Below are 20,558 nucleotides of genomic sequence, written 5' to 3'. Positions count from 1 at the left end.
GACTGTGCACGCCCCGTCGGATAATCACGCGACGGTTCGTCCTGGCCGGGAAGCAAGGCGCTCATTGTGGGCCTCCGTCCAGCTCGGCCATCCGACGGCGGTGATATCGGGTGCGCAGGAAAATCGCGGCCAGCATCAGGGCCCATCCCGCCGCCAGCGCCGTATAGCCCGCCATCTGCACGAACTCGGCGAGCCCACCCGCGCGTGTCGCGCCCCAGACCAGAATAGCCCCGAGCAGCACCAGGCCGAAGCCCGCCAGCCGCTGGTTGCGGCCCACGGCACGGATTTCCGCACGATAGGCGGCCACCTTCTCGTCAGACCTTGCATCGGTCATGCGCTGACCTCGCCCGAGCCGCAGGTTGCTGGTTGAGCGCCCATATCACTTATCGACCTTGGGCTTGCGCACCCGGCCGGCCACCCCGACGGCGATGAACGCGAGGCCGATCGCCAGAAAGGCGGAATTGTTGTCGCCGGACAGCCCGAGGACGAAAAACACGAACCCGATCGCGAAGAAGGCGTCGGAGTTCTTGAGGGATTGGCCCGACTTGGGATCGAAAGGTTCGGTCATGCCGTCACGGGCTCGGAGTTCGGGAGTTTCTTGATCTTCTTCGCCGCCGTGCCGTCATACAGTTTCGGATCGGTCAGGGTCAGCGGCCCGCCCTCTGGTGCCGAGTTCACGCGGTCGACTCGCGTGCCCGGTTTGGGCGTCTTGCCCGCCGCGAAGTCGTCGATGATCTGGTTCAGGTCGGCGGCCGTCAGGTCCTCGAAATAGTAGTCGTTGATCATGGCCATGGGCGCGTTGACACAGGCCCCCAGACACTCGACCTCTTCCCAGTAGAATTTGCCGTCGGCCGACAGGGTCTGCTTGTCCCCGATCCGGCTCTTGCAGACCTTCATCAGTTCGCCCGAGCCGCGCAGCATGCAGGGCGTGGTGCCGCAGACCTGGATCAGGGCGGCCGAGCCGACCGGCTCCAGCATGAACATGGTGTAGAAGGTCGCGACCTCCAGCACCCGGATGTAGGCCATGTCGAGCTTCTCGGCGATGGCGCGGATGGCGGGCTCGGACACCCAGCCCTCTTGCTTCTGCACCAGCCACAGCATCGGGATCACGGCCGAACGGGCACGATCGGCCGGATATTTGGCGATCCACCAGTCGACCTTCTTCAGCGTCTCCTTCGAGAAGGCGAACGAGGCGGGTTGTTCCTTGGCGAGACGACGGACGCTCATGAGGGATCGGCCCTGCTGGTTTGGCCCGTACCGGGAAAAAGGAACCGTCGCGCCGCGGACCACCGGGACACAGCGAGCAGCAAAACCGCAAAAGCTGCCGCCATCATCAGGATGCCCGAGCCGATGCCCCAGGCCACAGGCCAGGCCTCACCACTGGCTTCGGCACCCTGCTCGACGGCCTTCCAGATGATCTGTGAGGGAACCCAAAGCACTGCAAAAAGCGCCAGGCTGGACAGGAAGCGGGCGAGAACAGGACGGCGATTTTCTTCCGGGACCAGATCCCGGTTTCTCACAAACACGCCGAAAGTGAGCGCCATGATTACTGACCATACCCAGACATAGGTCCAGTCCTCAAGGGCGAAAACAGGAGTGGGGATTGACATCAGAGGTCAAGCTCCGAGTCTACAACCACACCGTCGCCGAGGATTTTCTTGCGAAGCACCACGATCTTGTGTTCGCCGCTGCGGCGCAGCAGGACGCTGTGCTGATAGGCTGTTCCGGACGCGTCGGTTGCGGAATAGCTGACGACTTCCCAGCCCTTCTGGACCAGATCACTCAGAGGCTTGTCACTCACCGATCCACCTCCCCGAACACGATATCCAGCGAGCCCAGGATGGCTGACACGTCGGCCAGCATGTGGCCGCGGTTCATCCAGTCCATGGCCTGCAGGTGGCGGAAGCCGGGCGCGCTGATCTTCACGCGGTACGGCTTGTTGGTGCCGTCACTGACCAGATAGATTCCGAACTCGCCCTTGGGGGCCTCGACGGCGGCATAGACCTCGCCGGCCGGAGTGTGGAAGCCTTCGGTGTAGAGCTTGAAGTGATGGATCAGGGCTTCCATCGACCGCTTCATCTCGCCGCGCGTCGGCGGCACGATCTTGTTGTTCTCGACCATGACCGGTTCGCCGGGGCAGTTGCGCAGCTTGTGGATGCACTGCTCCATGATGTGCACCGACTGCTTCATCTCCTCGACGCGGACGAGGTAGCGGTCCCAGCAGTCGCCGTTCTTGCCGACGACCACGCCGAAATCGAGCTCGGCATAGCATTCATAGGGCTGCGACTTGCGCAGGTCCCAGGCGATGTCCGAGCCGCGCAGCATCACGCCGGAAAAGCCCCACTGCAGGGCCTGCTCCTTGGACACCACACCGATGTCGACGTTGCGCTGCTTGAAGATGCGGTTCTCGGTGACCAGGCTCTCGATGTCGGCCAAAGCCGCCGGGAACTCGGCGCACCAGCGGCCGATGTCGTCGATCAGGGCCATGGGCAGGTCCTGATGCACGCCGCCCGGCCGGAAATAGTTGGCGTGCAGGCGCGCGCCGCAGGCCCGCTCGTAGAAGACCATCAGCTTTTCGCGCTGCTCGAAGCCCCACAGCGGCGGCGTCAGGGCCCCGACGTCCAGCGCCTGGGTCGTCACGTTCAGCATGTGCGACAGGATGCGGCCGATTTCCGAATACAGCACCCGGATCAGCTGGGCGCGATACGGAACCTCGATTTCGAGCAACCGCTCGATGGCCAGACAGAAGGCATGCTCCTGGTTCATCGGCGCGACGTAGTCGAGCCGGTCCAGATAGGGCACGTTCTGGAGGTAGGTGCGGGCCTCCATCAGCTTTTCGGTACCGCGATGCAGCAGGCCGATATGCGGATCGACGCGCTCGACCACCTCCCCGTCCAGTTCCAGCACCAGACGCAGCACACCATGGGCGGCCGGGTGCTGGGGCCCGAAGTTGATGGTGAACTTGCGGTCGTCCATCTCGCGCGCATGGGCCGTGCGCGGATCGCCGAAGGCGATATGGCCCAGATCGTCGGTGACGACGTCCAGTTCGGCGCGGGTGGGCGAGGCCTTCGCGATGGGGTGTCCGTCAGCCATCAGTGCGCGCCTCCGGCGTATCGGGTCTGCGGGTGATGGCCACGAACCAGCCGACGGCCAGGGTGACCACGCCCATCCCGGACACGGCGGCCGTCGACAACTGCCAGTCTCCGGTCAGAACGGCCAGCGCCAGGGGCGTGGACAAAAGGATAGCCGAGGCCCCCAGCAGGGCGCTCTGCAACTCGGCCGCCGAAAGCCTGCGGATGCTGGCCCCCACGGCCAGACAGATCACCGCCACCATGATGGCGATGCCCAACATGGACGTCTGTTCCGGCGGGATCACCGGCGAGCGCGTAAACCAGCCGGTCAGCCGGGCCCCGAGGGTGAACAGAAAGGCGGTCGAGAAGGTCACGAGAAAGAACGAAGCCGCCGACTGTATCGACGCCTTGGTGAAAGCCTGCTGCAACGCTGAGGGTGGCATGGTCGATCATCCCGTCGCCTTGGGCCCCGGGACCGCCCCGGGTGCCTTCTCGTCGCCAGGCAGGACGGAGGCCGGATACTCGGCACCTTCCCACGGCGACAGGAAGTCGAAGTTGCGGAACTCCTGCGTCAGCTTGACGGGCTCATAGACCACCCGCTTCTGCTGTTCATCATAGCGGACCTCGACATAGCCGGTCATCGGGAAGTCCTTGCGCAGCGGATGCCCCTGGAACCCGTAGTCGGTCAGCAGGCGGCGCAGGTCCGGGTGGTCCGAGAACAGCATGCCGTACATGTCGAACGCCTCGCGCTCGAACCATTCGGCTGAAGGATAGACAGAGATGACGCTGGGCACCGGCTGGACCTCGTCGGTCGTGACCTTGACCCGGATGCGCGTGTTCCGCGTCAGGCTCAGCAGATGATAGACGACGTCGAACCGTTCGGCCCGGTCGGGATAGTCCACGCCGCAGACGTCCAGCAGCTGCTGGAACCCGAAGCGGTCGCGCAGGTCCGTCAGCACGCTCACGATCCGGTCGCGGTGGCAGGTCAGCGTCAGCTCGCCATAGGCCACGGTCGCATCGACCTGCAGCTCGGCCACCATCTCCTGGCCCAGCGGCGTCAGGACGGCGGTGTTGGCGGCGACGGTCGCCAGGTGGCCGATCGCGTATTTGGGCTGTTCGAACTCGCTCACCGGTCGATCGTCCCCGTCCGCCGGATCTTCTTCTGCAGCTGCAGCAGGCCGTAGATCAGGGCCTCGGCCGTCGGTGGGCAGCCGGGCACATAGACGTCAACCGGCACGATACGGTCGCAGCCGCGCACGACGCTGTAGCTGTAGTGGTAATAGCCACCGCCGTTGGCACAGCTGCCCATCGACAGGACGTAACGCGGGTCCGGCATCTGGTCGTAGACCTTGCGCAGGGCCGGAGCCATCTTGTTGGTCAGGGTGCCGGCGACGATCATCAGATCCGACTGGCGTGGGCTGGCGCGCGGGGCCATGCCGAACCGCTCGAGATCATAGCGCGGCATGGACGCCTGGATCATTTCCACGGCACAGCAGGCCAGACCGAAGGTCATCCACATCAGGCTGCCCGTGCGGGCCCAGTTGATGACGTCATCCAGAGACGCGGTCAGGAAGCCCTGCTCGGCGATCTCGGTGTTGACCGCCTCGAAGAACTTGTCGTGGATTTTGGGGTCGTAGCCCTCGACGGTCGAACGGCCGCCCTGGCCATAGGCCGTGGGCAGCGGGCTCGATGGTGCGACTATTGCCATTCCAGCGCGCCCTTCTTCCATTCGTAGATGAAGCCGACGGTCAGGACGCCGAGGAAGGCCATCATCGACCAGAAGGCGAAGATCATCTCGGGCCGAGCGAGATCGAACATCGATACGGCCCAGGGGAACAGAAAGGCCACTTCCAGATCGAAGATGATGAACAGGATCGACACCAGATAAAACCGGACGTCGAACTTCATCCGCGCGTCGTCGAAGGCATTGAACCCGCACTCGTAGGCCGACAGCTTCTCGCTGTCGGGGTTCGAAGGGGCCAGGACCCAGGCGGCGATCATGAAGCCCAGGCCCAGCACCGTTGCGATCCCCAGGAAGATCACGATGGGCAGATACTGCAAAAGGAATGCGTTCATGACGAAGGGTCCCTGCCGCAAGGGGGAGGCGGCGGATTCGCCGCTTTCTAGACCCAAGATCGCAGCGGTTCAAACCCATGCGACGAAACGATTTCTTGTTGAGAACGGTTCGCACAGAATGTCGCACCGGGGTTGTGCTGATGGGGCACCGTCTGACTTTATGGTGGCCTTCCGACTGAGAGGGGTGCCGCCCAGCCATGACCGACGTAACCCCCGAAGGCCTCCCGCCCGCCAAGGGCTTCCTGGGCCTTGTCGAGCGCACCGGCAACAGCCTGCCCGATCCCGTCTTCCTGTTCCTCTGGTTCATCCTCGCCCTGATCGTGCTCAGTATGGTCGGTGCCGGGCTGGGATGGGCAACGGTCAATCCGGTGACGGGCGAGGCCTTGCAGGCTCAAAGCCTGCTCTCGACCGACAATCTCTCAAAGCTGTTCATCGACATGCCAAAGACCCTGGCGGCCTTCCCGCCCCTGGGGATCGTGCTGACCGTCGTCTACGGCGCGGCGGTGGCCGAGCGCGCCGGTCTGTTCACCACCGCCTTTCGAGGCATGTTGCTGAACGCGCCCCGGTTCATCCTCACGCCGGCGGTGGCGGTCACCGGCATGGTGTCACACCATGCGTCGGACGCCGCCTATGTCGTCGTCATTCCCCTGGCGGCCGTGATCTTCTCGGCGGCAGGACGTCATCCCCTGGCGGGGCTCGCGGCCGGGTTCGCGGCGGTGTCCGGCGGGTTCGCGGGCAATCTGTTTCCGGGGGCCTCCGATGCCCTGATCCTGGGCATCACCGAGTCCGCGGCCCAGCTGATCGATCCCGCCTATTCCGTCACCATCGCGGGCAACTGGTTCTTCTCGATCGGCATGGTGATCGTATTCACACCGATCATCTGGTTCCTGACCGACGTGGTCATAGAGCCGCGCCTGAAGGGCCGCTCGCCCATCCTGTCCGGGCGGGCCGGCCTTCACGACAAGGTCTCGCTGACCGCTGCTGAAAAGCGCGGTCTGGCCTTCGCCGGCCTGACGCTGCTGGCCATGGTCGCGCTGTGGGCCACCATCACCTTCCTGCCCGGTTCGCCCTTCATCGATGCGGAGGCCGAGCCGAACCAGCGGTTCAACCCGCTCTACCAGTCCCTGGTCGCCTTCTTTGCCATCCTGTTCTTCCTGGCGGGCGGGGCCTACGGGGTCGGCGCGGGTACGGTGGCGAGCCACCGCGATCTCGTGGTCATGATGCGCGACGGCATCGCCCAGATGGCCCCCTACATCGTCCTGGCCTTCTTCGCCGCCCACTTCGTGGCCATGTTCAACTGGTCCGGACTGGGACCGATCCTGGCGGTCGGCGGCGCGGAATATCTGAAGAGCGTCGCCCTGCCGACCCCGCTTCTGCTGATCGCCGTCGTGCTGGTCTCCTGCTTCTTCGACCTGTTCATCGGTTCGGCCTCGGCCAAATGGTCGGCGCTGGCTCCCATTGTGGTCCCGATGTTCATGCTGCTGGGCATCAGCCCGGAGATGACGACCGCCGCCTACCGCATGGGCGATTCCGTCACCAATATCGCCACGCCCCTGATGAGCTATTTCCCCCTGATCCTGACCTTCGCCCAGCGGTGGGATCCCCGATTCGGACTGGGCTCCCTCCTTGCCAATATGCTGCCCTATGCAGGGTCGTTCCTCGTGGCCGGGCTGATCATGGTGGCGGCCTGGGTCGCCATGGACCTGCCGTTGGGACCGGGCGTCGGGGTTCATTACCAGCTGCCTGTGCCCGTCGCAGGCGCGTCGATCGCCGGTTGACGAGGAAGTTTCGAACGCGCTCCCGATCCTCGCTTGACACACCGGCGAGCCCCCGCCTAAACGACGCCCCTCGCCGCGCCGGAGACGACGCAGCGGGAAACGCGGGTGTAGCTCAGTTGGTTAGAGTGCCGGCCTGTCACGCCGGAGGTCGCGGGTTCGAGCCCCGTCACTCGCGCCATCTCTTCTGAAGCAGAAGGGATGGCGCCCTCCCTCTCTTTTGTGCGCTAACGCTCGCGATGCGGTCGCTCGCTGCTTGAGCGCGGGCTGTGTCGGGCGGCGGCATGCGTGCTTGACGGCCCAGCGTTGGCGTGGGTTCCTCGCGGTCCGGTCGCACAAGGCCGGCGCTTCGGAACGCCCGCCTTGCCTGTTTCCGCCGACCCCTCTGCGCCCGTCTGGGCCCCGACCGTGCGCCCGCCCGTTCCTCGCAATCTGTGCACCGACTGCGGCGTGTCGCGCATGGAAGATCCGACGCTGTGTGGCAAGGCCTGCCAATTCATCAAGCCGGACTATCCGGCCATGGAGACGCGCGTTCATGGCCGGACGCGCGATCCGGCGACCAGGCCCGACGAACTGTTCTTCGGACCCGTGAAGCGCATGGTCCGCGCTTCGCTGCGGGCACCGGCTCCCGGCGCCCAGTGGACCGGCATCACCACCCGTATCGGCGAACGCCTGCTCGAAACCGGCGCGGTCGATGCGGTCCTGACCATGGCCCCCGATCCCGATGACCGGTGGCGGCCCATGCCGGTCCTGGTCACGGAGGCGTCCGCGATGGCCCAGGTACGCGGCATGCGGATGGGCTATGCGCCCCTGCTGGCCCTGCTGGAGAATGCGCGCGCCCGGGGATACCGCCGCCTCGCCGTTATCGGCATCCCCTGCCAGGTCTACGCCCTCCGTGCGCTGGAGGCCGAGCTGGGTTTCGACAAACTCTATGTCGTCGGCACCCCCTGTTCGGACAACACCACGACCGAACGCTTCCATACGTTTCTGGCCCTGCTGTCGGAGCACCCCGACACCATCACCTATCTGGAATTCCGCGCCGACTATAATGTCGAGCTGAGGTTCACGAACGGTCGGGTGAAGACCATCCCCTTCCTGTCCCTGCCGATCTCGCAACTGGCCCCGGATTTCTTCCCGCTCACCTGCCGGACCTGCGTCGACTACACCAATGCCCTGGCCGACATCACCGTCGGCTACATGGCCGGTCAGGGCGAGCAGTGGCTGCTGGTCCGCAACGATCGCGGCGAGGAACTGCTGGATTTGCTGGGCGACGAGGTCGCGTTGTCCGAGCCCGGCGACAAGGGAAAGCGCAAGGTCGCCGTGGCCGGTTTCATCGCCAATGTGGAGCGCGCGGCGGGCGGCCTGCCCCTGCGCCGTATGCCCGACTGGGTCCGTCCGATCGTCAGCTGGCTGCAGCCACGCACCGGACCGCGCGGGCTGGAGTTCGCCCGCACCCGGCTGGAGATGAAGGCCGCCGAGACGGTGATCCATCTGCGCCGCGAGGAGCCGCGCCGGATGAAATCGATGATCCCTGACCATGTGTGGCGCCTGGTCGAGCCCTATGGCCTGAAACCGGCCGAGGGCGAGCGCGGCGACCCCCCGCCCGCCTGACCGCGATCAGGCCCGCGCGACCCGCGCCAGGTCGGTGGTGATCCGCTCGGCGACCTTCAGCCGGTCCTCCGGCGTGGGCCAGTCGCCCTTCACCACGATTTTCTGATCCGGCCGGATCTTCCACGTCGCGTGGTTCTTCTGAATCAGTCCGACCAGCCCGACAGGATTGGGGAAGCGGTTGTCCCGCAGCGTCAGCACGCAGCCCTTGGGCCCGATGTCGATGCGTTCGATGCTGGCGGTCTTGCAGCTGGCCTTGATCCCCACGATGCGAAGCAGCTGTCTGGCTTCGTCCGGCAACGGTCCAAACCGGTCGATCAGTTCGGCCGCCAGAGCCTCTCGTGTCTCGTTGTTCTCCGCGTCGGACAGACGACGATAAAGGCTCAGACGGACGTTGAGGTCCGAGACATAATCCTCGGGAATCAGGACGGCCGCCCCGACATTGATGGCGGGCGACCAGCCGCGATCCGCCACGCCCTCGCTGCCGTTCTGGCGCAGCTCGGCGACCGCGTCTTCCAGCATCTGCTGATACAGTTCGACGCCGACTTCGCGGATATGGCCCGACTGTTCGTCGCCCAGCAGGTTGCCACCGCCGCGCTGGTCGAGGTCGTGGCTGGCCAGCTGGAACCCTGCCCCCAGGTTGTCGAGCGACTGCAACACCTGCAGACGCCGCTCGGCCGACAGGGTCAGGGGTCGTTTCGGATCGACCGTCAGATAGGCAAAGGCCCGCGCCTTAGACCGGCCGATACGACCCCGGATCTGGTGCAGCTGGGCAAGGCCGAACATGTCGGCGCGGTGGACGATCAAGGTGTTGGCGGTCGGGATGTCGATGCCGCTTTCGACGATCGTGGTCGAGACCAGCACATCATAGCTGCCGTCATAGAAGGCGCTCATCACGTCCTCCAGCTGGGTCGGGCTCATCTGTCCGTGACCGACGACGAACCTGACCTCCGGCACCTGGCCCCGGAGGAACGCCTCGACGTCGGGCAGGTCTGCCAGGCGGGGACAGACGTAGAAGGCCTGGCCACCGCGGTACTTTTCGCGCAGCAGGGCCTCGCGCACCATGACCGGATCCCACGGCGCGACATAGGTCCGCACGGCCAGACGATCGACCGGCGGTGTGGCGATGATCGACATCTCGCGGATGCCCGAAAGGGCCATCTGCAATGTGCGCGGGATCGGCGTCGCGGTCAGGGTCAGCAGGTGGACGTCGGCGCGCAAGGATTTGAGCTTCTCCTTGTGCTTGACCCCGAAGTGCTGCTCCTCGTCGACGATGACCAGACCCAGGTCCTTGAACCCGACCTGATCGGACAGCACCGCATGGGTGCCGACCACGATCTCGAACGAACCGTCCTTCAGACCGCTGCGCGTCTCGGCCGCGTCCTTTGCGGTGACCATGCGCGACAGGTGGCGGACCTTGATCGGCCAGCCGGCAAAGCGTTCGCTGAAGGTCTTGAAATGCTGGCGGGCCAGAAGCGTCGTCGGACAGACGATCGCGACCTGTTGACCGGTCATGGCCACGACGAAGGCGGCACGGATGGCGACCTCGGTCTTGCCGAAGCCGACGTCGCCGCAGATCAGCCGGTCCATCGGCACACCCTTGCCGAGATCCTCCAGCACGTCGCCGATGGCGTTGAGCTGATCGTCGGTCTCCTCGTAGGGGAAACGCGCGCAGAATTCGTCGAACAGGCCGTGCGGCGGGGTGATCGCCTCGCCGACCCGCAGGGCCCGCTTGGCCGCCAGCGCGATGAGCCCCTCTGCCATGTCGCGCAGCCGGGCCTTGGCCCTGGCCTTCCTGCCCTGCCAGGCCGCGCCGCCCAGCCGGTCGAGCTGAACGCCATCGGACTCCGACCCGTAGCGGGTTAGCAGATCAATGTTTTCAACGGGTAGATAGAGTTTGCTGTCACCGGCATAGAGCAGTTCGAGGCAATCGTGCGGGGCCTCCTGGATCTCCAGGGTTTTAAGGCCCTCATAGCGGCCGATGCCATGATCGAGGTGGACGACCAGATCGCCGGTCGTCAGGGCGGAGGCCTCGGCCAAGAAATTCGCCGCCCGACGCTTGCGTTTGGGCCGCGCCAGCCGGTCGCCAAGGATGTCGGTTTCGGAAATGACGGCGATGTCGGGCGTGGTGAAGCCGTGCTCGACCGGCAGGATGGCGCGCAGATAGAGGTCCCTGGGTGCCGTCTGCACGTCGGCCCAGTCGCGCACGGCCACGACATGGTCCAGCCCGTGATCTGCGAGCATCACGCCCAGTCGGTCCGACGAGCCCTCGCTCCACGAAGCGAACAGCACCCGCCTGCCGTCGGCCCTGAGCGCCGCCGCATGGGCCGCCACGGCTTCAAACAGATTGACGCTGTCCTGGGCTCGCTCGGCTGCGAAGGTCCGCCCCAGACGGCCGCCCGCATCTTCCGCCGCTGCATCGAACGGCGTCAGGCGACGCACCTGCCGACCGGCCAGGGCCGAGTTCCAGTCCGCATCCGGCAGATACAGCAGCTCCGGGGCCAGAGCCCGGTTCGCCGCACCTCCCTTGGTCCTGGACGCCTCGTGCCGCGCCTCAAAGGCATCGCGGGTCAGGGCCCAGCGCTCCACGCGCGCCGCCTCGGCCTGATGATCCAGAAAGATCGCCGCCCGATCCGGCAGATAATCGAACAGCGTCTCCAGATGCGGATAGAGCAGCGGCAGCCAGTGCTCCATGCCCTGGCGCCGCGCGCCCTCGCTCACGGCGGCGTAAAGCGGATCATCGCCGGATGCGCCGAACAGGTTCAGATATCCGGTGCGGAAGCGGCTGATGGTCTCCGCATTCAGCAGGGCCTCGGACACGGGCGACAGGGCGACCTCGCGCCGCTGACCGGTAGATCGCTGGGTCTCGGGATCGAAGGTCCGGATGGACTCCAGTTCGGAGCCGAACATGTCCAGTCGCACCGGCTCGTCGAAACCCGGCGGAAAGACATCGATGACCCCTCCCCGAACGGCGTATTCGCCCCGTTCGTTCACGGTCGAAGCCCGCATATAGCCGTTGGTCGTGAAATAGGTCTCCAGCGCCGCCGTATCGAGCTCGCGCCCGACGACGGCATCGAACCCGGCCGAGGTCGTGACGGCCCGCGGCGGGGTCCTCTGCATGGCGGCGGCCACGGTCGTGACCAGAAGCAAGGGCTTGCGCTCGTCCACGCCCCGTCGCGCCAGCGCCGTCAGACCCGCCATCCGCTCGGCGGACACCCCCGACGTCGGGCTCAGCCGGTCGTAGGGCAGACAGTCCCAGGCCGGAAACTCGACGACCTCGATGTCCCTGGCGAAGAACTGGAACGCCTGCACGAAAGCCGTCGAACGCGAATAGTCCCGGGCCACGAACACGCCGATGCCGCCCGCCGCCTTCAGCCGCTCGGCGATGATGAGGGCATCCAGACCCTCGGGCGCGCCGCCCAGCTCGTGATCGGCCCGCTTTTCCAGGCTCGCGCCGTCCATCAGCCCGCTCCCTCGGCGACCGCCGCGGCGACATGGCCGCGCATGAAGGTGCGCAGCCTGGCCATCAGCGGTGTGTCGTGTTCGGCCGGCGTAGCCTGGGTTTCGATGATCCAGGCATAAAGCTCGTGATCGTTGTCCTCGGCCAGCAGGGCCTCGAGACTGTCCAGATCGGCGTCGCTCAGACCCTTGCCTTCCCGCTCCATGAACGGCCCCAGCACCAGATCGGCCTCGCGAAACCCGCGCCGCCAGGCCCGGAAGGTGATCCGGCCCAGCCGCTGGCGGCGGATTTCGGTTTCGGCACGCGCGTCGTTATCGGCCACAAGAATCCTTGCCCGGTCCATTGGTCAGTTCGGCCCAGCAGATAGAGGTGTCGCGCCCGTTTCGCCAGCGGAGCCTTGGCGTCTATTGTCGCGGCCGATGCGACCCCAGATTCTCTTTCCCCTGTTCGCAGAGGTTTCCAGCCTGAAAGGCGTGGGGCCTCGCACCCTGCCGATGGTTCAGAAGCTGGCGGGACCGCTGGTGCGTGACGTCCTGTTCCTGGCGCCTGTCGGCGTCGTCACCCGTCGCAGGACCCATGCCGCCGACGCCGTCGAGGGCGAGGTCGGTGTCTTCGATGTGGTGATCGATCGCATGATCGCACCCGGTCGACCCGGTGTTCCGCTGAAGGTTCGCGCCAGTGACGAGACCGGCTTCGTCCACCTGATCTGGTTCGGGGGCAGTCCGCAACACATCGACCGCCAGTTGCCTCGGGGCGAACGACGGCTGGTGTCCGGCAAGGTCGAGCGCTTCAACGGCGAGGTCCAGATCGTCCATCCCGACTGGATCGTGCCGCTGGACAAGGGTGAGGACATCCCGGCGGTCGAGCCGGTCTATCCCGCCACGGCCGGACTGGCGTCGCGGAACGTCCGCAAACTGGCGCTCGGTGCCCTGGCCATCGCGCCCGATCTCGACGAATGGCAGGACCCGGCCTGGCGGACCAAACGCGGCTGGCCGGGCTGGAAGGCCGCGCTGGACACTCTGCACGCGCCGACGGGCGAGGCCGATCTGTCCCCGGACAGCCCGGCCCGCGAACGGCTGGCCTATGACGAGCTGTTCGCTCACCAGCTGGCGCTTGCGCGTCGTCGCCGGGCACGCCAGATCACCTCGGCTCCGGTGATCCATGACAACGCGGCATCGGCCGCCCTCCTGGCCTCCCTGCCGTTCGTCCTGACCGGTGCCCAGGCGCAGGCGGTCGCCGAAATCAGGCGTGACCTGGCCTCCGGCGAACAGATGGCCCGCCTGCTGCAGGGGGATGTCGGATCCGGCAAGACTGCCGTCGCGGCCCTGGCCATGGCGGACACAGCCGGGTCCGGCTTTCAGACCGTCCTGATGGCACCCACCGAAATCCTGGCCCGCCAGCATTTTCAGCGGCTGGGGCCGATGCTGGAAGCCGCCGGTCTGTCGACGATCCTGCTAACCGGCCGCGACACGACCGTCGAACGCCGGGACCGCCTGGCCGCCCTCGCCTCGGGCGAGGCGAAGGTCGCCATCGGCACCCATGCGCTGTTCCAGGACGCGGTCCGTTTCCATCGCCTGGCGCTGGCCGTCATCGACGAACAGCACCGCTTTGGCGTCAACGAACGGGCCCGGCTTCAGGCCAAGGGCGATCCGCGGATCGGCGGCGTCCATCTGCTGACCATGTCCGCCACCCCGATCCCGCGCACGCTGGAGCTGACGCAATATGGCGAGCTGGAGGTCAGTCGCCTGACCGAAAAGCCGCCGGGCCGCACGCCGGTCGCCACAGCCGTCCTGCCCCTCGCCCGCATCGGCGAGGTGGCCGCACGGCTCAAGGCCGCCGTGGAGTCCGGAGCCCAGGCCTACTGGATCTGCCCACTGGTCGCAGAATCGGAAGCGACGGACCTGGCCGCAGCCGAGGACCGTGCGCGCGATCTCCATCGCCTTCTGAACATCGAGGTCGGGCTCGCCCACGGGCAGATGCCGGGCGCGCAACGCGAAGCCGTGATGGCCGATTTCGCCGACGGTCGCCTGCCGGTCCTGGTCGCCACCACGGTCGTCGAGGTCGGTGTCGATGTGCCCAATGCCACCATCATGGTGATCGAACACGCCGACCGGTTCGGCCTGGCCCAGCTGCACCAGCTGCGGGGACGGGTCGGACGCGGTGCAAAATCGAGCGCCTGCATCCTGCTGTATGGGGGACAGGACGGCGCGTTGGGAGACACGGCGCGCGAACGCCTCGAAACCCTTCGCCGGACCGAGGATGGCTTCGAGATCGCTGAAGAGGATTTCCGCCTCCGGGGGGGTGGCGATCCGCTGGGGCTGCGGCAGAGCGGATTTCCCGCCTACCGGTTCGCCGATCCGATCCGGCACCGGTCGCTGATGCTGGCTGCGTCCGATGACGCGCGCCTGGTTCTGGGCCGCGATCCCGACCTCACATCACCGCGAGGTCAGGCAATCCAGGTGCTGGAAGCCCTGTTCGATTGGAAGACGGACCGCAGCGGCCTCGATTAGGGGACGTTGGCCGCGTTCCATGTCGCCAGCCTGCGTTCGATATCGGCCTCAGTGTCCGCGTAGAACAGATTGTATTGGCGCGCTTTTCTTCGATCTGCCCAGTTGCCGACTTCCCTGAAGGACTCGGTCTTGAGCTCCGTATGTCGAAGCAGGCCGCCCCGGCATTGCGTTGCTACGGCCCGATCGATGAAGGCCGGCCTCAGGCCCCACTCCAGCCCTGTGGCATTGGCAGCCCCGCGATGCCGACGCGCCGGAACATACACGGGATCGCTCGACCCGCTCACGGGGTTCACGCACAGGACGGCGCGGCCGTCCAGGTGTATGAGTCGACCGTTGGCATCCCATACCAGGGCACGCCGAAGGCGTCTCCAGGCGGCCCCGTCGTTGGTTTCGTCCACCTGTGACCAGCCGATGACGCAGTTGATCTGGGCTGGACTGGCGCAAGGGGGCGCGGTCGGCGGCAGACCGTCTACGGCGACGATGACATCGATCAGATATGCGGCCACCAGGCGTCGGCTCAGGACCGGGTCCCGGGCAATGCGATCCTGCAGCAGGCGGTCGATCAGGTCTGCGCCCTGCTCCACCCCCGCAAGGACCAACGGGCCGGTCGGATGCGCCGCCAACCAGGTTTCAAAGGCCGCCAGAGCGTCGCCATAGGCAAACGCGCGTGCATCGCGGGCGTCGTCGCGCAGGGTCAGACGCGTATAGAGCGACGCCTGCCGGTAGCGCGGCACGCTGATGGACCCCGCGCGGGCGAATGGCCCGGCATAGTTCGGGATCACCACCCGATCGAGGTAGGCATCGGCCTTGGCATCGCCGATGGGACCATTCCACTCCCTGCCCCCATCAAAGGTCGTGGAATGCAGGAAGAAGACGGCGGCATTGCCGGAACCGGGAACGCGCACATTCCGCATCGCCCAGGCGTTCGCGGATCGATAATCCGGTGCCGGTGGCGGGGTATAGGTCTGGAACGGGACCTTGGGGTCAAGACCCGCCTTCAGAATGTCGCCGCGCCAGATGGCGACCGCGATTGCGAGCAGCAGAAGCAGCCCGATACCGAGCCAACCCAGCGCCTGCCGCACGGTCAAGGCACGCACCCTCACCTGTAGGGGTCCGGTTGAGACAGATAGGACTGCACGTAGCGGCGCACGCCCTCCTCCAGCGGGGTGGACTGCCCACCGAAGCCCAGCGCACGAAGCCGGTTCATCTTCGCCTCGGTGAAATACTGATACCGGTCGCGGATGGCCTCGGGCATGTCGATATAGGCGATCGAGGGCTCGCGCCCGGCGGCAGCAAAGGTGGCCATGGCCAGGTCCAGGAACGACCTGGCCTGACCCGATCCGGCATTGAAGATGCCGCTGACCTCAGGCGTGCCCAGCAGCCAGTCGACGATATCGACCACGTCGTCCACGAACACGAAGTCGCGGAGCTGACCGCCGTCGGCGTAGTCGGCGTGATGCGAGCGGAACAGGCTGACGGTCTCCCCGACGGCGACCCTGGGCCAGATCTGGGCGATGACGGACTTCATCCCGCCCTTGTGGCCTTCGTTCGGGCCATAGACGTTGAAGAACTTCAGACCGGCCCACTGGCGCGGGGCATGGTCGCGCGCAGCCTGTCGAACTGCATATTGATCGAACAGCTTCTTCGAATAGCCGTAAGCATTTAGCGGTTGAAGCTTCGAGATTGATGCAAGATCGTCCGCATCCTCGAATCCGGCTTCTCCGTCGCCGTAGGTCGCCGCCGAGGACGCATAGATCATCCGCGTCTCGTTGATGGCGCACCAGTCCCAGAGATCGCGCGAAAGACTGAAGTTGGTGCGCAGGATCAGGTCCGCATCGGTCTCGGTGGTCGAGGAAATGGCGCCCATATGGACGACCGCGCTGACCCGCTCTGCATGCCGTTCGAGCTGCAGGAAGATTTCTTCCGGCTGCCAGAAGTCGGCGATGGCTGACTTCGCGATGTTGCGCCACTTGCCGAGATCGGCACCCTCCAGCCGGTCGCAGACGACGACGTCCCACCGGTCCTCTGCACACAGGCGCGAGACGATGTTGGAGCCGATGAAGCCGGCACCGCCGGTGACCACGATCATGCGCCGCATCAGCCGGCCTCCTCCGGGGCGCTTTCGGTCATCCTCGCGAGGGTCCGGGTCGTGGAATAGCCGTCGGCGAACTCCGCCAACCGCACTTCACCGCCCCAGCTTTCGACCAGATCGCCGCCGACCACCCCCTCACGCGTGTAGTCCGCGCCCTTGATCAGCACGTCGGGGCGCAGCCGTTCGATCAGGGCCAGAGGTGTGGGATCACCAAAGGACGTCACCCGGTCCACGCTGGCCAGCCCACCGATGACCACAGCACGGCTGTCCAGGTCGTTCACGGGACGGCCCTCACCCTTGAGCCTGCGCACCGAGGCATCGGTATTCAGCGCGACCACCAGCCGGTCGCACCAGGACCGCGCCTGGGCCAGATAGGCGACATGACCGCGATGCAGGATGTCGAAACAGCCGTTGGTAAAGCCGACCTTCAGGCCCTGACGCCGCCAGGTGTCGACCTCGGCGGCGAGATCATCCAGCGCCGTGACCTTGGCCAGGGCCGCGCCGGCATGCTGGCTCATCTCGGCCTCGATCAGTTCGGCGGGCGTCACCACCGCCGTACCGCTCTTTCCGACCACGACGCCCGACGCCAGGATCGCCAGTTGCACCGCCTGCTCCAGCGATGCGCCCGCGCCGAGCGCCAGCCCGAGCGCCGCCAGGCCCGTGTCCCCCGCGCCGGAGACGTCGAACACCTCGCGCGCACGGCCGGGAAAATGCCGGGCCGGCTCGCCGCGCCGCATCAGGCTCATGCCCTTGCCCGCCCGGGTGACGACGATGGCTTTCGCGGTCGTGGCGGCCAGCAGGGCCTCGAGCGCGGCCTCGATCTCCGCGTCGGTCTCGACCGGCAGGCCCGTGGCACCGGCCAGTTCCGAGGCGTTGGGCTTGATCAGGTCCACCGCGCCATAGCGGGCGAAGTCGCGCCCCTTGGGATCGACGATGACCACCGCGCCCGTGTGCTGGGCCTGCCAGAGGGCCGAGCGGATCAGCCGTTCGGTCACCACACCCTTTGCGTAGTCCGACAGAAGAATGGCGGAAGAATCTGAAAACACGTCCTCGCGAGCGAAACCGCCGACGGCGATCTCTTCCTCGTCCAGCCGCATCAGCTGCTGGCCGCCGGAGACATAGCGGGTCTTGACGACCGTGCCGGCGGGGCCGGTTCGGTCGATGAAATCCTCGATCCGGGCTTCCGCCGCGACCAGCCGGGCCAGTTCCTCGCCCGCCGCATCCGCGCCGGTGACGCCGCCCAGGCGGGCCAGACCGCCGAGCGCCGCCACGTTGCGGGCCACATTGCCGACCCCGCCGGGCATGGAGACCGTGCGACGGGACCGGAGCACAGGGATCGGAGCCTCGGGCGAGATCCGGCTGACATCGCCATAGACGTAGCGATCCAGCATCAGGTCACCGACGCAGGCCACCGTCTGGTCGCGCGCGCGGTCCAGCAGGCTCTGCAGGGTGCCGAGATCGAGGGTGCGGTCAGCCATGACCCGACCTATCGGATTCAGGCGGCCTTCGCCATCCGCGCTTTCGACAGGTCATCATAGGCCAGAAGTTCCGCGGCCAGGGCCTCGAACTGATCCAGCGGTACCATGTTGGGGCCATCCGACGGCGCATGGTCGGGGTCCTGATGCGTTTCCATGAAGACCGCGTCCACACCGACCGCCACGGCGGCACGGGCCAGGACCGGGACGAACTCGCGCTGCCCTCCGGACGATGTGCCCTGCCCGCCCGGCTGCTGGACCGAGTGGGTCGCGTCGAACACGACCGGGCAGCCGATGTCGCGCAGCACGGGAAGCGCGCGCATATCGCTGACGAGGGTGTTGTAGCCGAAACTGGCCCCGCGCTCGCACGCCATCACGTTCGGATTGCCCGCGCCGACGACCTTGGCGATGACGTTCTTCATGTCCCAGGGGGCCAGGAACTGGCCCTTCTTGATGTTGATGGCCTTGCCCGTCGCGGCGGCGGCCAGCAGCAGGTCCGTCTGGCGGCTGAGGAAGGCGGGGATCTGCAGCACATCGACGGCCTGGGCGGCCACGCGCGCCTGTTCCTCGGAGTGGACATCGGTCAGGACCGGCAGGCCGGTGACCTGACGGATCTCGTCGAAGATCGGCAGCGACTGGTCCAGGCCCAGCCCACGCGCGGCATTGGCGCTGGTGCGGTTCGCCTTGTCGAAGCTGGTCTTGTAGATGATGCCGACGTTCAGGCGCTGCCCGATCTCCTTCAGGGCGTGGGCCATTTCCAGTGCATGCTGGCGGCTTTCCAGCTGGCAGGGACCGGCGATAAAGGCGATGCGAGCGCCGCCGCCGATGACGACGGGCTGTGTGATGCCGTTGCCGGACAGGGTGATGACGGCGTTGGGGGCGCTCATGGGCTGGCCTTCTGAAAGCGACGTTCTGACGGGTGGTGCGTTGGCCCTTGCACCCTTATGGGGCGGTCAGGTGGCCGTTCGCGCCTGATGTTTCAACCTATCACGGAGACTCGCGGCGTGACCACCAAGGCGCAAGACGGTTCGGCCCCCGTCATCCTGTGGTTTCGCCGCGACCTGCGGCTGGCGGACAATCCGGCCCTGAACCAGGCCTACGCGACCGGTCGGCCGATCCTGCCGGTCTATACTCATGACGAAGGCGCCGGCGTTCGTGCCGCGGGCGCGGCGTCGCTGTGGTGGCTGGACAAGTCGCTGCGGGCTCTGGCGACCTCGCTGGCCGGGCGCGGCGCGACCCTGATCCTGCGCCGCGGCGACGCCGAAACGCAGCTTCGGCGACTGATTGACGAGACCGGGGCCGATGCCATTTTCCTGAACCGGCTGTTCGAGCCGGCCGCCTGGACGCGGGACGCCGACATCGCCCACAGGCTGAAGGCGGACGGCATCGAATGTCGGGGCTTCAACGGATCGCTGCTGGCCCGTCCCGGATCGCTGCTAAACGGCTCGGGAGGCCCCTACAAGGTCTTCACGCCCTTCATGAAGGCCCTGCGTGCCCGGGCCGAACCGCCGGCCCATACGAACGGACCGCGTGCCTTTGGCGGAGCACCGCACGTCGCCGGCGACGATCTGGACGACTGGGGCCTGCACCCGACCCGACCCGACTGGTCCGGGGGCTTCGACTGGGCGCCGGGCGAGGATGGCGGCATCGCCGCCCTGCACCGGTTCGTCACCGAAGGCCTGAAAGACTATGCCGACGGTCGCGATCGCCCGGCCCAGGCCGCGACCAGCCGCCTGTCGCCTCATCTGCATTTCGGCGAGATCAACCCCTGGCGCGCCTGGATCGCCGCCCGTGATGCAGCCGATGCCGGAACGGTCGCGCCGGATCAGGCCGACAAGTTCATCGCCGAACTGATCTGGCGCGATTTCTCGGCGCATCTGCTCCACCATTTCCCGACCCTGCCCGACAAGGCCTTCCGGCCCGAATATGACGCCATGCCGTGGCGCGAGGACGAGGCGGGCTTCACCGCCTGGACCCGGGGCCTGACCGGCTATCCCATCGTCGATGCCGGGATGCGGGAACTCTGGGCCACCGGCATGATGCACAATCGCGTGCGCATGATCGTCGCCTCCTTCCTCATCAAGGACCTGCTGATCGACTGGCGCAGGGGCGAGGCCTGGTTCTGGGACACGCTGGTCGATGCCGACCTTGCGTCGAATTCCCAGAATTGGCAGTGGGTCGCTGGATCCGGGGCCGATGCATCACCGTATTTCAGAATATTCAATCCGGTCACCCAGGGTCAGAAATTCGATGCCGAGGCTCGCTATGTCAAACGCTGGATCCCGGAACTGGCCCGCCTGCCCGCCCGATGGGCGCATGCGCCGTGGGAGGCTCCGCCGGAGGTCCTCCGCGACAGTGGCGTCCGTCTCGGCGCGACCTATCCCCGGCCTATCGTCGATCACGCGAGGGCCCGCGATCGCGCCCTCGCGGCGCTCAAGACCGTCACCGCCGAAAGACAAGATGCCGCAGCCGATTGACCGGCGTTCGGCCT

Annotated in this window: 20 protein-coding genes and 1 tRNA gene; 5 read left to right on the top strand and 16 right to left on the bottom strand. The window is 66.5% G+C overall.

The window, feature by feature from the left end:
• Positions 1 to 61: 61 nt before the first annotated feature.
• The 10 genes from HZ989_RS09880 to HZ989_RS09835 form a co-directional block, all read right to left on the bottom strand.
• Entirely contained in the window at positions 62 to 334 is a 273-nt protein-coding gene (locus HZ989_RS09880; RefSeq protein ID WP_209320667.1) for a hypothetical protein, read from the bottom strand.
• 45 nt (positions 335 to 379) lie between these two features.
• On the bottom strand, positions 380 to 568 hold the full coding sequence (locus tag HZ989_RS09875; protein WP_209320666.1) for a hypothetical protein: 189 nt from the start codon (positions 566 to 568) through the stop codon (positions 380 to 382).
• The gene (gene nuoE, locus HZ989_RS09870) at positions 565 to 1,227 is read right to left on the bottom strand and encodes an NADH-quinone oxidoreductase subunit NuoE (protein WP_209320665.1); all 663 of its coding nucleotides are present in this window, start codon (positions 1,225 to 1,227) and stop codon (positions 565 to 567) included. The genes HZ989_RS09875 and nuoE overlap by 4 nt, the downstream gene beginning before the upstream one ends.
• Positions 1,224 to 1,610, bottom strand: coding sequence for a hypothetical protein (locus HZ989_RS09865; RefSeq protein WP_209320664.1), 387 nt, complete (start codon positions 1,608 to 1,610; stop codon positions 1,224 to 1,226). Before HZ989_RS09865 ends, nuoE begins: the two co-directional genes overlap by 4 nt.
• On the bottom strand, positions 1,610 to 1,801 hold the full coding sequence (locus HZ989_RS09860) for a hypothetical protein (RefSeq protein WP_209320663.1): 192 nt from the start codon (positions 1,799 to 1,801) through the stop codon (positions 1,610 to 1,612). The genes HZ989_RS09865 and HZ989_RS09860 overlap by 1 nt, the downstream gene beginning before the upstream one ends.
• Positions 1,798 to 2,976: an NADH-quinone oxidoreductase subunit D gene (locus HZ989_RS09855; protein WP_209323097.1), complete on the bottom strand. Its 1,179-nt coding sequence runs from the start codon at positions 2,974 to 2,976 to the stop codon at positions 1,798 to 1,800. The genes HZ989_RS09860 and HZ989_RS09855 overlap by 4 nt, the downstream gene beginning before the upstream one ends.
• A 109-nt stretch (positions 2,977 to 3,085) precedes the next feature.
• Entirely contained in the window at positions 3,086 to 3,514 is a 429-nt protein-coding gene (locus tag HZ989_RS09850; protein ID WP_209320662.1) for a hypothetical protein, read from the bottom strand.
• 6 nt (positions 3,515 to 3,520) lie between these two features.
• On the bottom strand, positions 3,521 to 4,111 hold the full coding sequence (locus tag HZ989_RS09845) for an NADH-quinone oxidoreductase subunit C (protein WP_209323096.1): 591 nt from the start codon (positions 4,109 to 4,111) through the stop codon (positions 3,521 to 3,523).
• A gap of 86 nt (positions 4,112 to 4,197) precedes the next feature.
• The gene (locus HZ989_RS09840) at positions 4,198 to 4,800 is read right to left on the bottom strand and encodes an NADH-quinone oxidoreductase subunit B family protein (RefSeq protein WP_209320661.1); all 603 of its coding nucleotides are present in this window, start codon (positions 4,798 to 4,800) and stop codon (positions 4,198 to 4,200) included.
• A complete protein-coding gene (locus tag HZ989_RS09835) occupies positions 4,770 to 5,147 on the bottom strand; it encodes an NADH-quinone oxidoreductase subunit A (protein ID WP_209320660.1) in 378 nt (125 codons plus the stop codon). The genes HZ989_RS09840 and HZ989_RS09835 overlap by 31 nt, the downstream gene beginning before the upstream one ends.
• Positions 5,148 to 5,344: 197 nt before the next feature.
• On the opposite strand from HZ989_RS09835, the gene HZ989_RS09830 reads away from it, so the two are divergent.
• From HZ989_RS09830 to HZ989_RS09820, 3 genes are all read left to right on the top strand, one after another.
• The gene (locus HZ989_RS09830; protein ID WP_209320659.1) at positions 5,345 to 6,925 is read left to right on the top strand and encodes an AbgT family transporter; all 1,581 of its coding nucleotides are present in this window, start codon (positions 5,345 to 5,347) and stop codon (positions 6,923 to 6,925) included.
• 101 nt (positions 6,926 to 7,026) lie between these two features.
• A tRNA-Asp gene (locus tag HZ989_RS09825) sits at positions 7,027 to 7,103 on the top strand.
• A 182-nt stretch (positions 7,104 to 7,285) separates the two neighbouring features.
• Positions 7,286 to 8,533, top strand: a complete 1,248-nt coding sequence (locus HZ989_RS09820; protein WP_209320658.1) for a Coenzyme F420 hydrogenase/dehydrogenase, beta subunit C-terminal domain — start codon at positions 7,286 to 7,288, stop codon at positions 8,531 to 8,533.
• 6 nt (positions 8,534 to 8,539) lie between these two features.
• On the opposite strand, the gene mfd is transcribed toward HZ989_RS09820, so the two are convergent.
• Both mfd and HZ989_RS09810 read right to left on the bottom strand, forming a co-directional pair.
• On the bottom strand, positions 8,540 to 11,992 hold the full coding sequence (gene mfd, locus HZ989_RS09815) for a transcription-repair coupling factor (protein WP_209320657.1): 3,453 nt from the start codon (positions 11,990 to 11,992) through the stop codon (positions 8,540 to 8,542).
• Positions 11,992 to 12,312, bottom strand: a complete 321-nt coding sequence (locus HZ989_RS09810; protein WP_209320656.1) for a succinate dehydrogenase assembly factor 2 — start codon at positions 12,310 to 12,312, stop codon at positions 11,992 to 11,994. Before HZ989_RS09810 ends, mfd begins: the two co-directional genes overlap by 1 nt.
• A 97-nt stretch (positions 12,313 to 12,409) precedes the next feature.
• On the opposite strand from HZ989_RS09810, the gene recG reads away from it, so the two are divergent.
• Positions 12,410 to 14,500, top strand: a complete 2,091-nt coding sequence (recG, locus tag HZ989_RS09805; RefSeq protein WP_209320655.1) for an ATP-dependent DNA helicase RecG — start codon at positions 12,410 to 12,412, stop codon at positions 14,498 to 14,500.
• Here recG and HZ989_RS09800 read toward each other — a convergent pair.
• The 4 genes from HZ989_RS09800 to kdsA are packed head-to-tail and all read right to left on the bottom strand — an operon-like array spanning position 14,497 to position 18,954.
• Entirely contained in the window at positions 14,497 to 15,597 is a 1,101-nt protein-coding gene (locus tag HZ989_RS09800; RefSeq protein WP_209323095.1) for a DUF3089 domain-containing protein, read from the bottom strand. The genes recG and HZ989_RS09800 overlap by 4 nt on opposite strands.
• A gap of 2 nt (positions 15,598 to 15,599) precedes the next feature.
• The gene (rfaD, locus tag HZ989_RS09795; RefSeq protein ID WP_209323094.1) at positions 15,600 to 16,589 is read right to left on the bottom strand and encodes an ADP-glyceromanno-heptose 6-epimerase; all 990 of its coding nucleotides are present in this window, start codon (positions 16,587 to 16,589) and stop codon (positions 15,600 to 15,602) included.
• 8 nt (positions 16,590 to 16,597) lie between these two features.
• Positions 16,598 to 18,070 carry a D-glycero-beta-D-manno-heptose 1-phosphate adenylyltransferase gene (gene rfaE2 / locus HZ989_RS09790; protein ID WP_209320654.1) on the bottom strand — a complete coding sequence of 491 codons (1,473 nt, stop codon included), beginning with the start codon at positions 18,068 to 18,070 and terminating at the stop codon, positions 16,598 to 16,600.
• 17 nt (positions 18,071 to 18,087) lie between these two features.
• Positions 18,088 to 18,954, bottom strand: a complete 867-nt coding sequence (gene kdsA, locus HZ989_RS09785; RefSeq protein ID WP_209320653.1) for a 3-deoxy-8-phosphooctulonate synthase — start codon at positions 18,952 to 18,954, stop codon at positions 18,088 to 18,090.
• A gap of 117 nt (positions 18,955 to 19,071) precedes the next feature.
• On the opposite strand from kdsA, the gene HZ989_RS09780 reads away from it, so the two are divergent.
• The gene (locus tag HZ989_RS09780) at positions 19,072 to 20,544 is read left to right on the top strand and encodes a deoxyribodipyrimidine photo-lyase (RefSeq protein WP_245162334.1); all 1,473 of its coding nucleotides are present in this window, start codon (positions 19,072 to 19,074) and stop codon (positions 20,542 to 20,544) included.
• Positions 20,545 to 20,558 lie beyond the last annotated feature (14 nt).

Source organism: Brevundimonas sp. AJA228-03 (genome assembly GCF_017795885.1).
GTDB lineage: Bacteria > Pseudomonadota > Alphaproteobacteria > Caulobacterales > Caulobacteraceae > Brevundimonas.
The sequence above is the reverse complement of the archived record's forward strand: the minus strand, read 5'-3'. Positions and strand labels throughout refer to the sequence as shown.

Excerpts from the sequence above, each read along its gene's own strand:
- HZ989_RS09835 (WP_209320660.1), bottom strand. The coding sequence starts at position 5,147 with ATGAACGCATTCCTTTTGCAGTATCTGCCCATCGTGATCTTCCTGGGG.
- HZ989_RS09880 (WP_209320667.1), bottom strand. The coding sequence starts at position 334 with ATGACCGATGCAAGGTCTGACGAGAAGGTGGCCGCCTATCGTGCGGAA.
- rfaE2 (WP_209320654.1), bottom strand. The coding sequence starts at position 18,070 with ATGGCTGACCGCACCCTCGATCTCGGCACCCTGCAGAGCCTGCTGGAC.
- recG (WP_209320655.1), top strand. The coding sequence starts at position 12,410 with ATGCGACCCCAGATTCTCTTTCCCCTGTTCGCAGAGGTTTCCAGCCTG.
- rfaD (WP_209323094.1), bottom strand. The coding sequence starts at position 16,589 with ATGATCGTGGTCACCGGCGGTGCCGGCTTCATCGGCTCCAACATCGTC.
- HZ989_RS09845 (WP_209323096.1), bottom strand. The coding sequence starts at position 4,111 with ATGGTGGCCGAGCTGCAGGTCGATGCGACCGTGGCCTATGGCGAGCTG.
- mfd (WP_209320657.1), bottom strand. The coding sequence starts at position 11,992 with ATGGACGGCGCGAGCCTGGAAAAGCGGGCCGATCACGAGCTGGGCGGC.
- HZ989_RS09850 (WP_209320662.1), bottom strand. The coding sequence starts at position 3,514 with ATGCCACCCTCAGCGTTGCAGCAGGCTTTCACCAAGGCGTCGATACAG.
- nuoE (WP_209320665.1), bottom strand. The coding sequence starts at position 1,227 with ATGAGCGTCCGTCGTCTCGCCAAGGAACAACCCGCCTCGTTCGCCTTC.
- HZ989_RS09865 (WP_209320664.1), bottom strand. The coding sequence starts at position 1,610 with ATGTCAATCCCCACTCCTGTTTTCGCCCTTGAGGACTGGACCTATGTC.
- HZ989_RS09855 (WP_209323097.1), bottom strand. The coding sequence starts at position 2,976 with ATGGACGACCGCAAGTTCACCATCAACTTCGGGCCCCAGCACCCGGCC.
- kdsA (WP_209320653.1), bottom strand. The coding sequence starts at position 18,954 with ATGAGCGCCCCCAACGCCGTCATCACCCTGTCCGGCAACGGCATCACA.
- HZ989_RS09840 (WP_209320661.1), bottom strand. The coding sequence starts at position 4,800 with ATGGAAGAAGGGCGCGCTGGAATGGCAATAGTCGCACCATCGAGCCCG.
- HZ989_RS09830 (WP_209320659.1), top strand. The coding sequence starts at position 5,345 with ATGACCGACGTAACCCCCGAAGGCCTCCCGCCCGCCAAGGGCTTCCTG.
- HZ989_RS09875 (WP_209320666.1), bottom strand. The coding sequence starts at position 568 with ATGACCGAACCTTTCGATCCCAAGTCGGGCCAATCCCTCAAGAACTCC.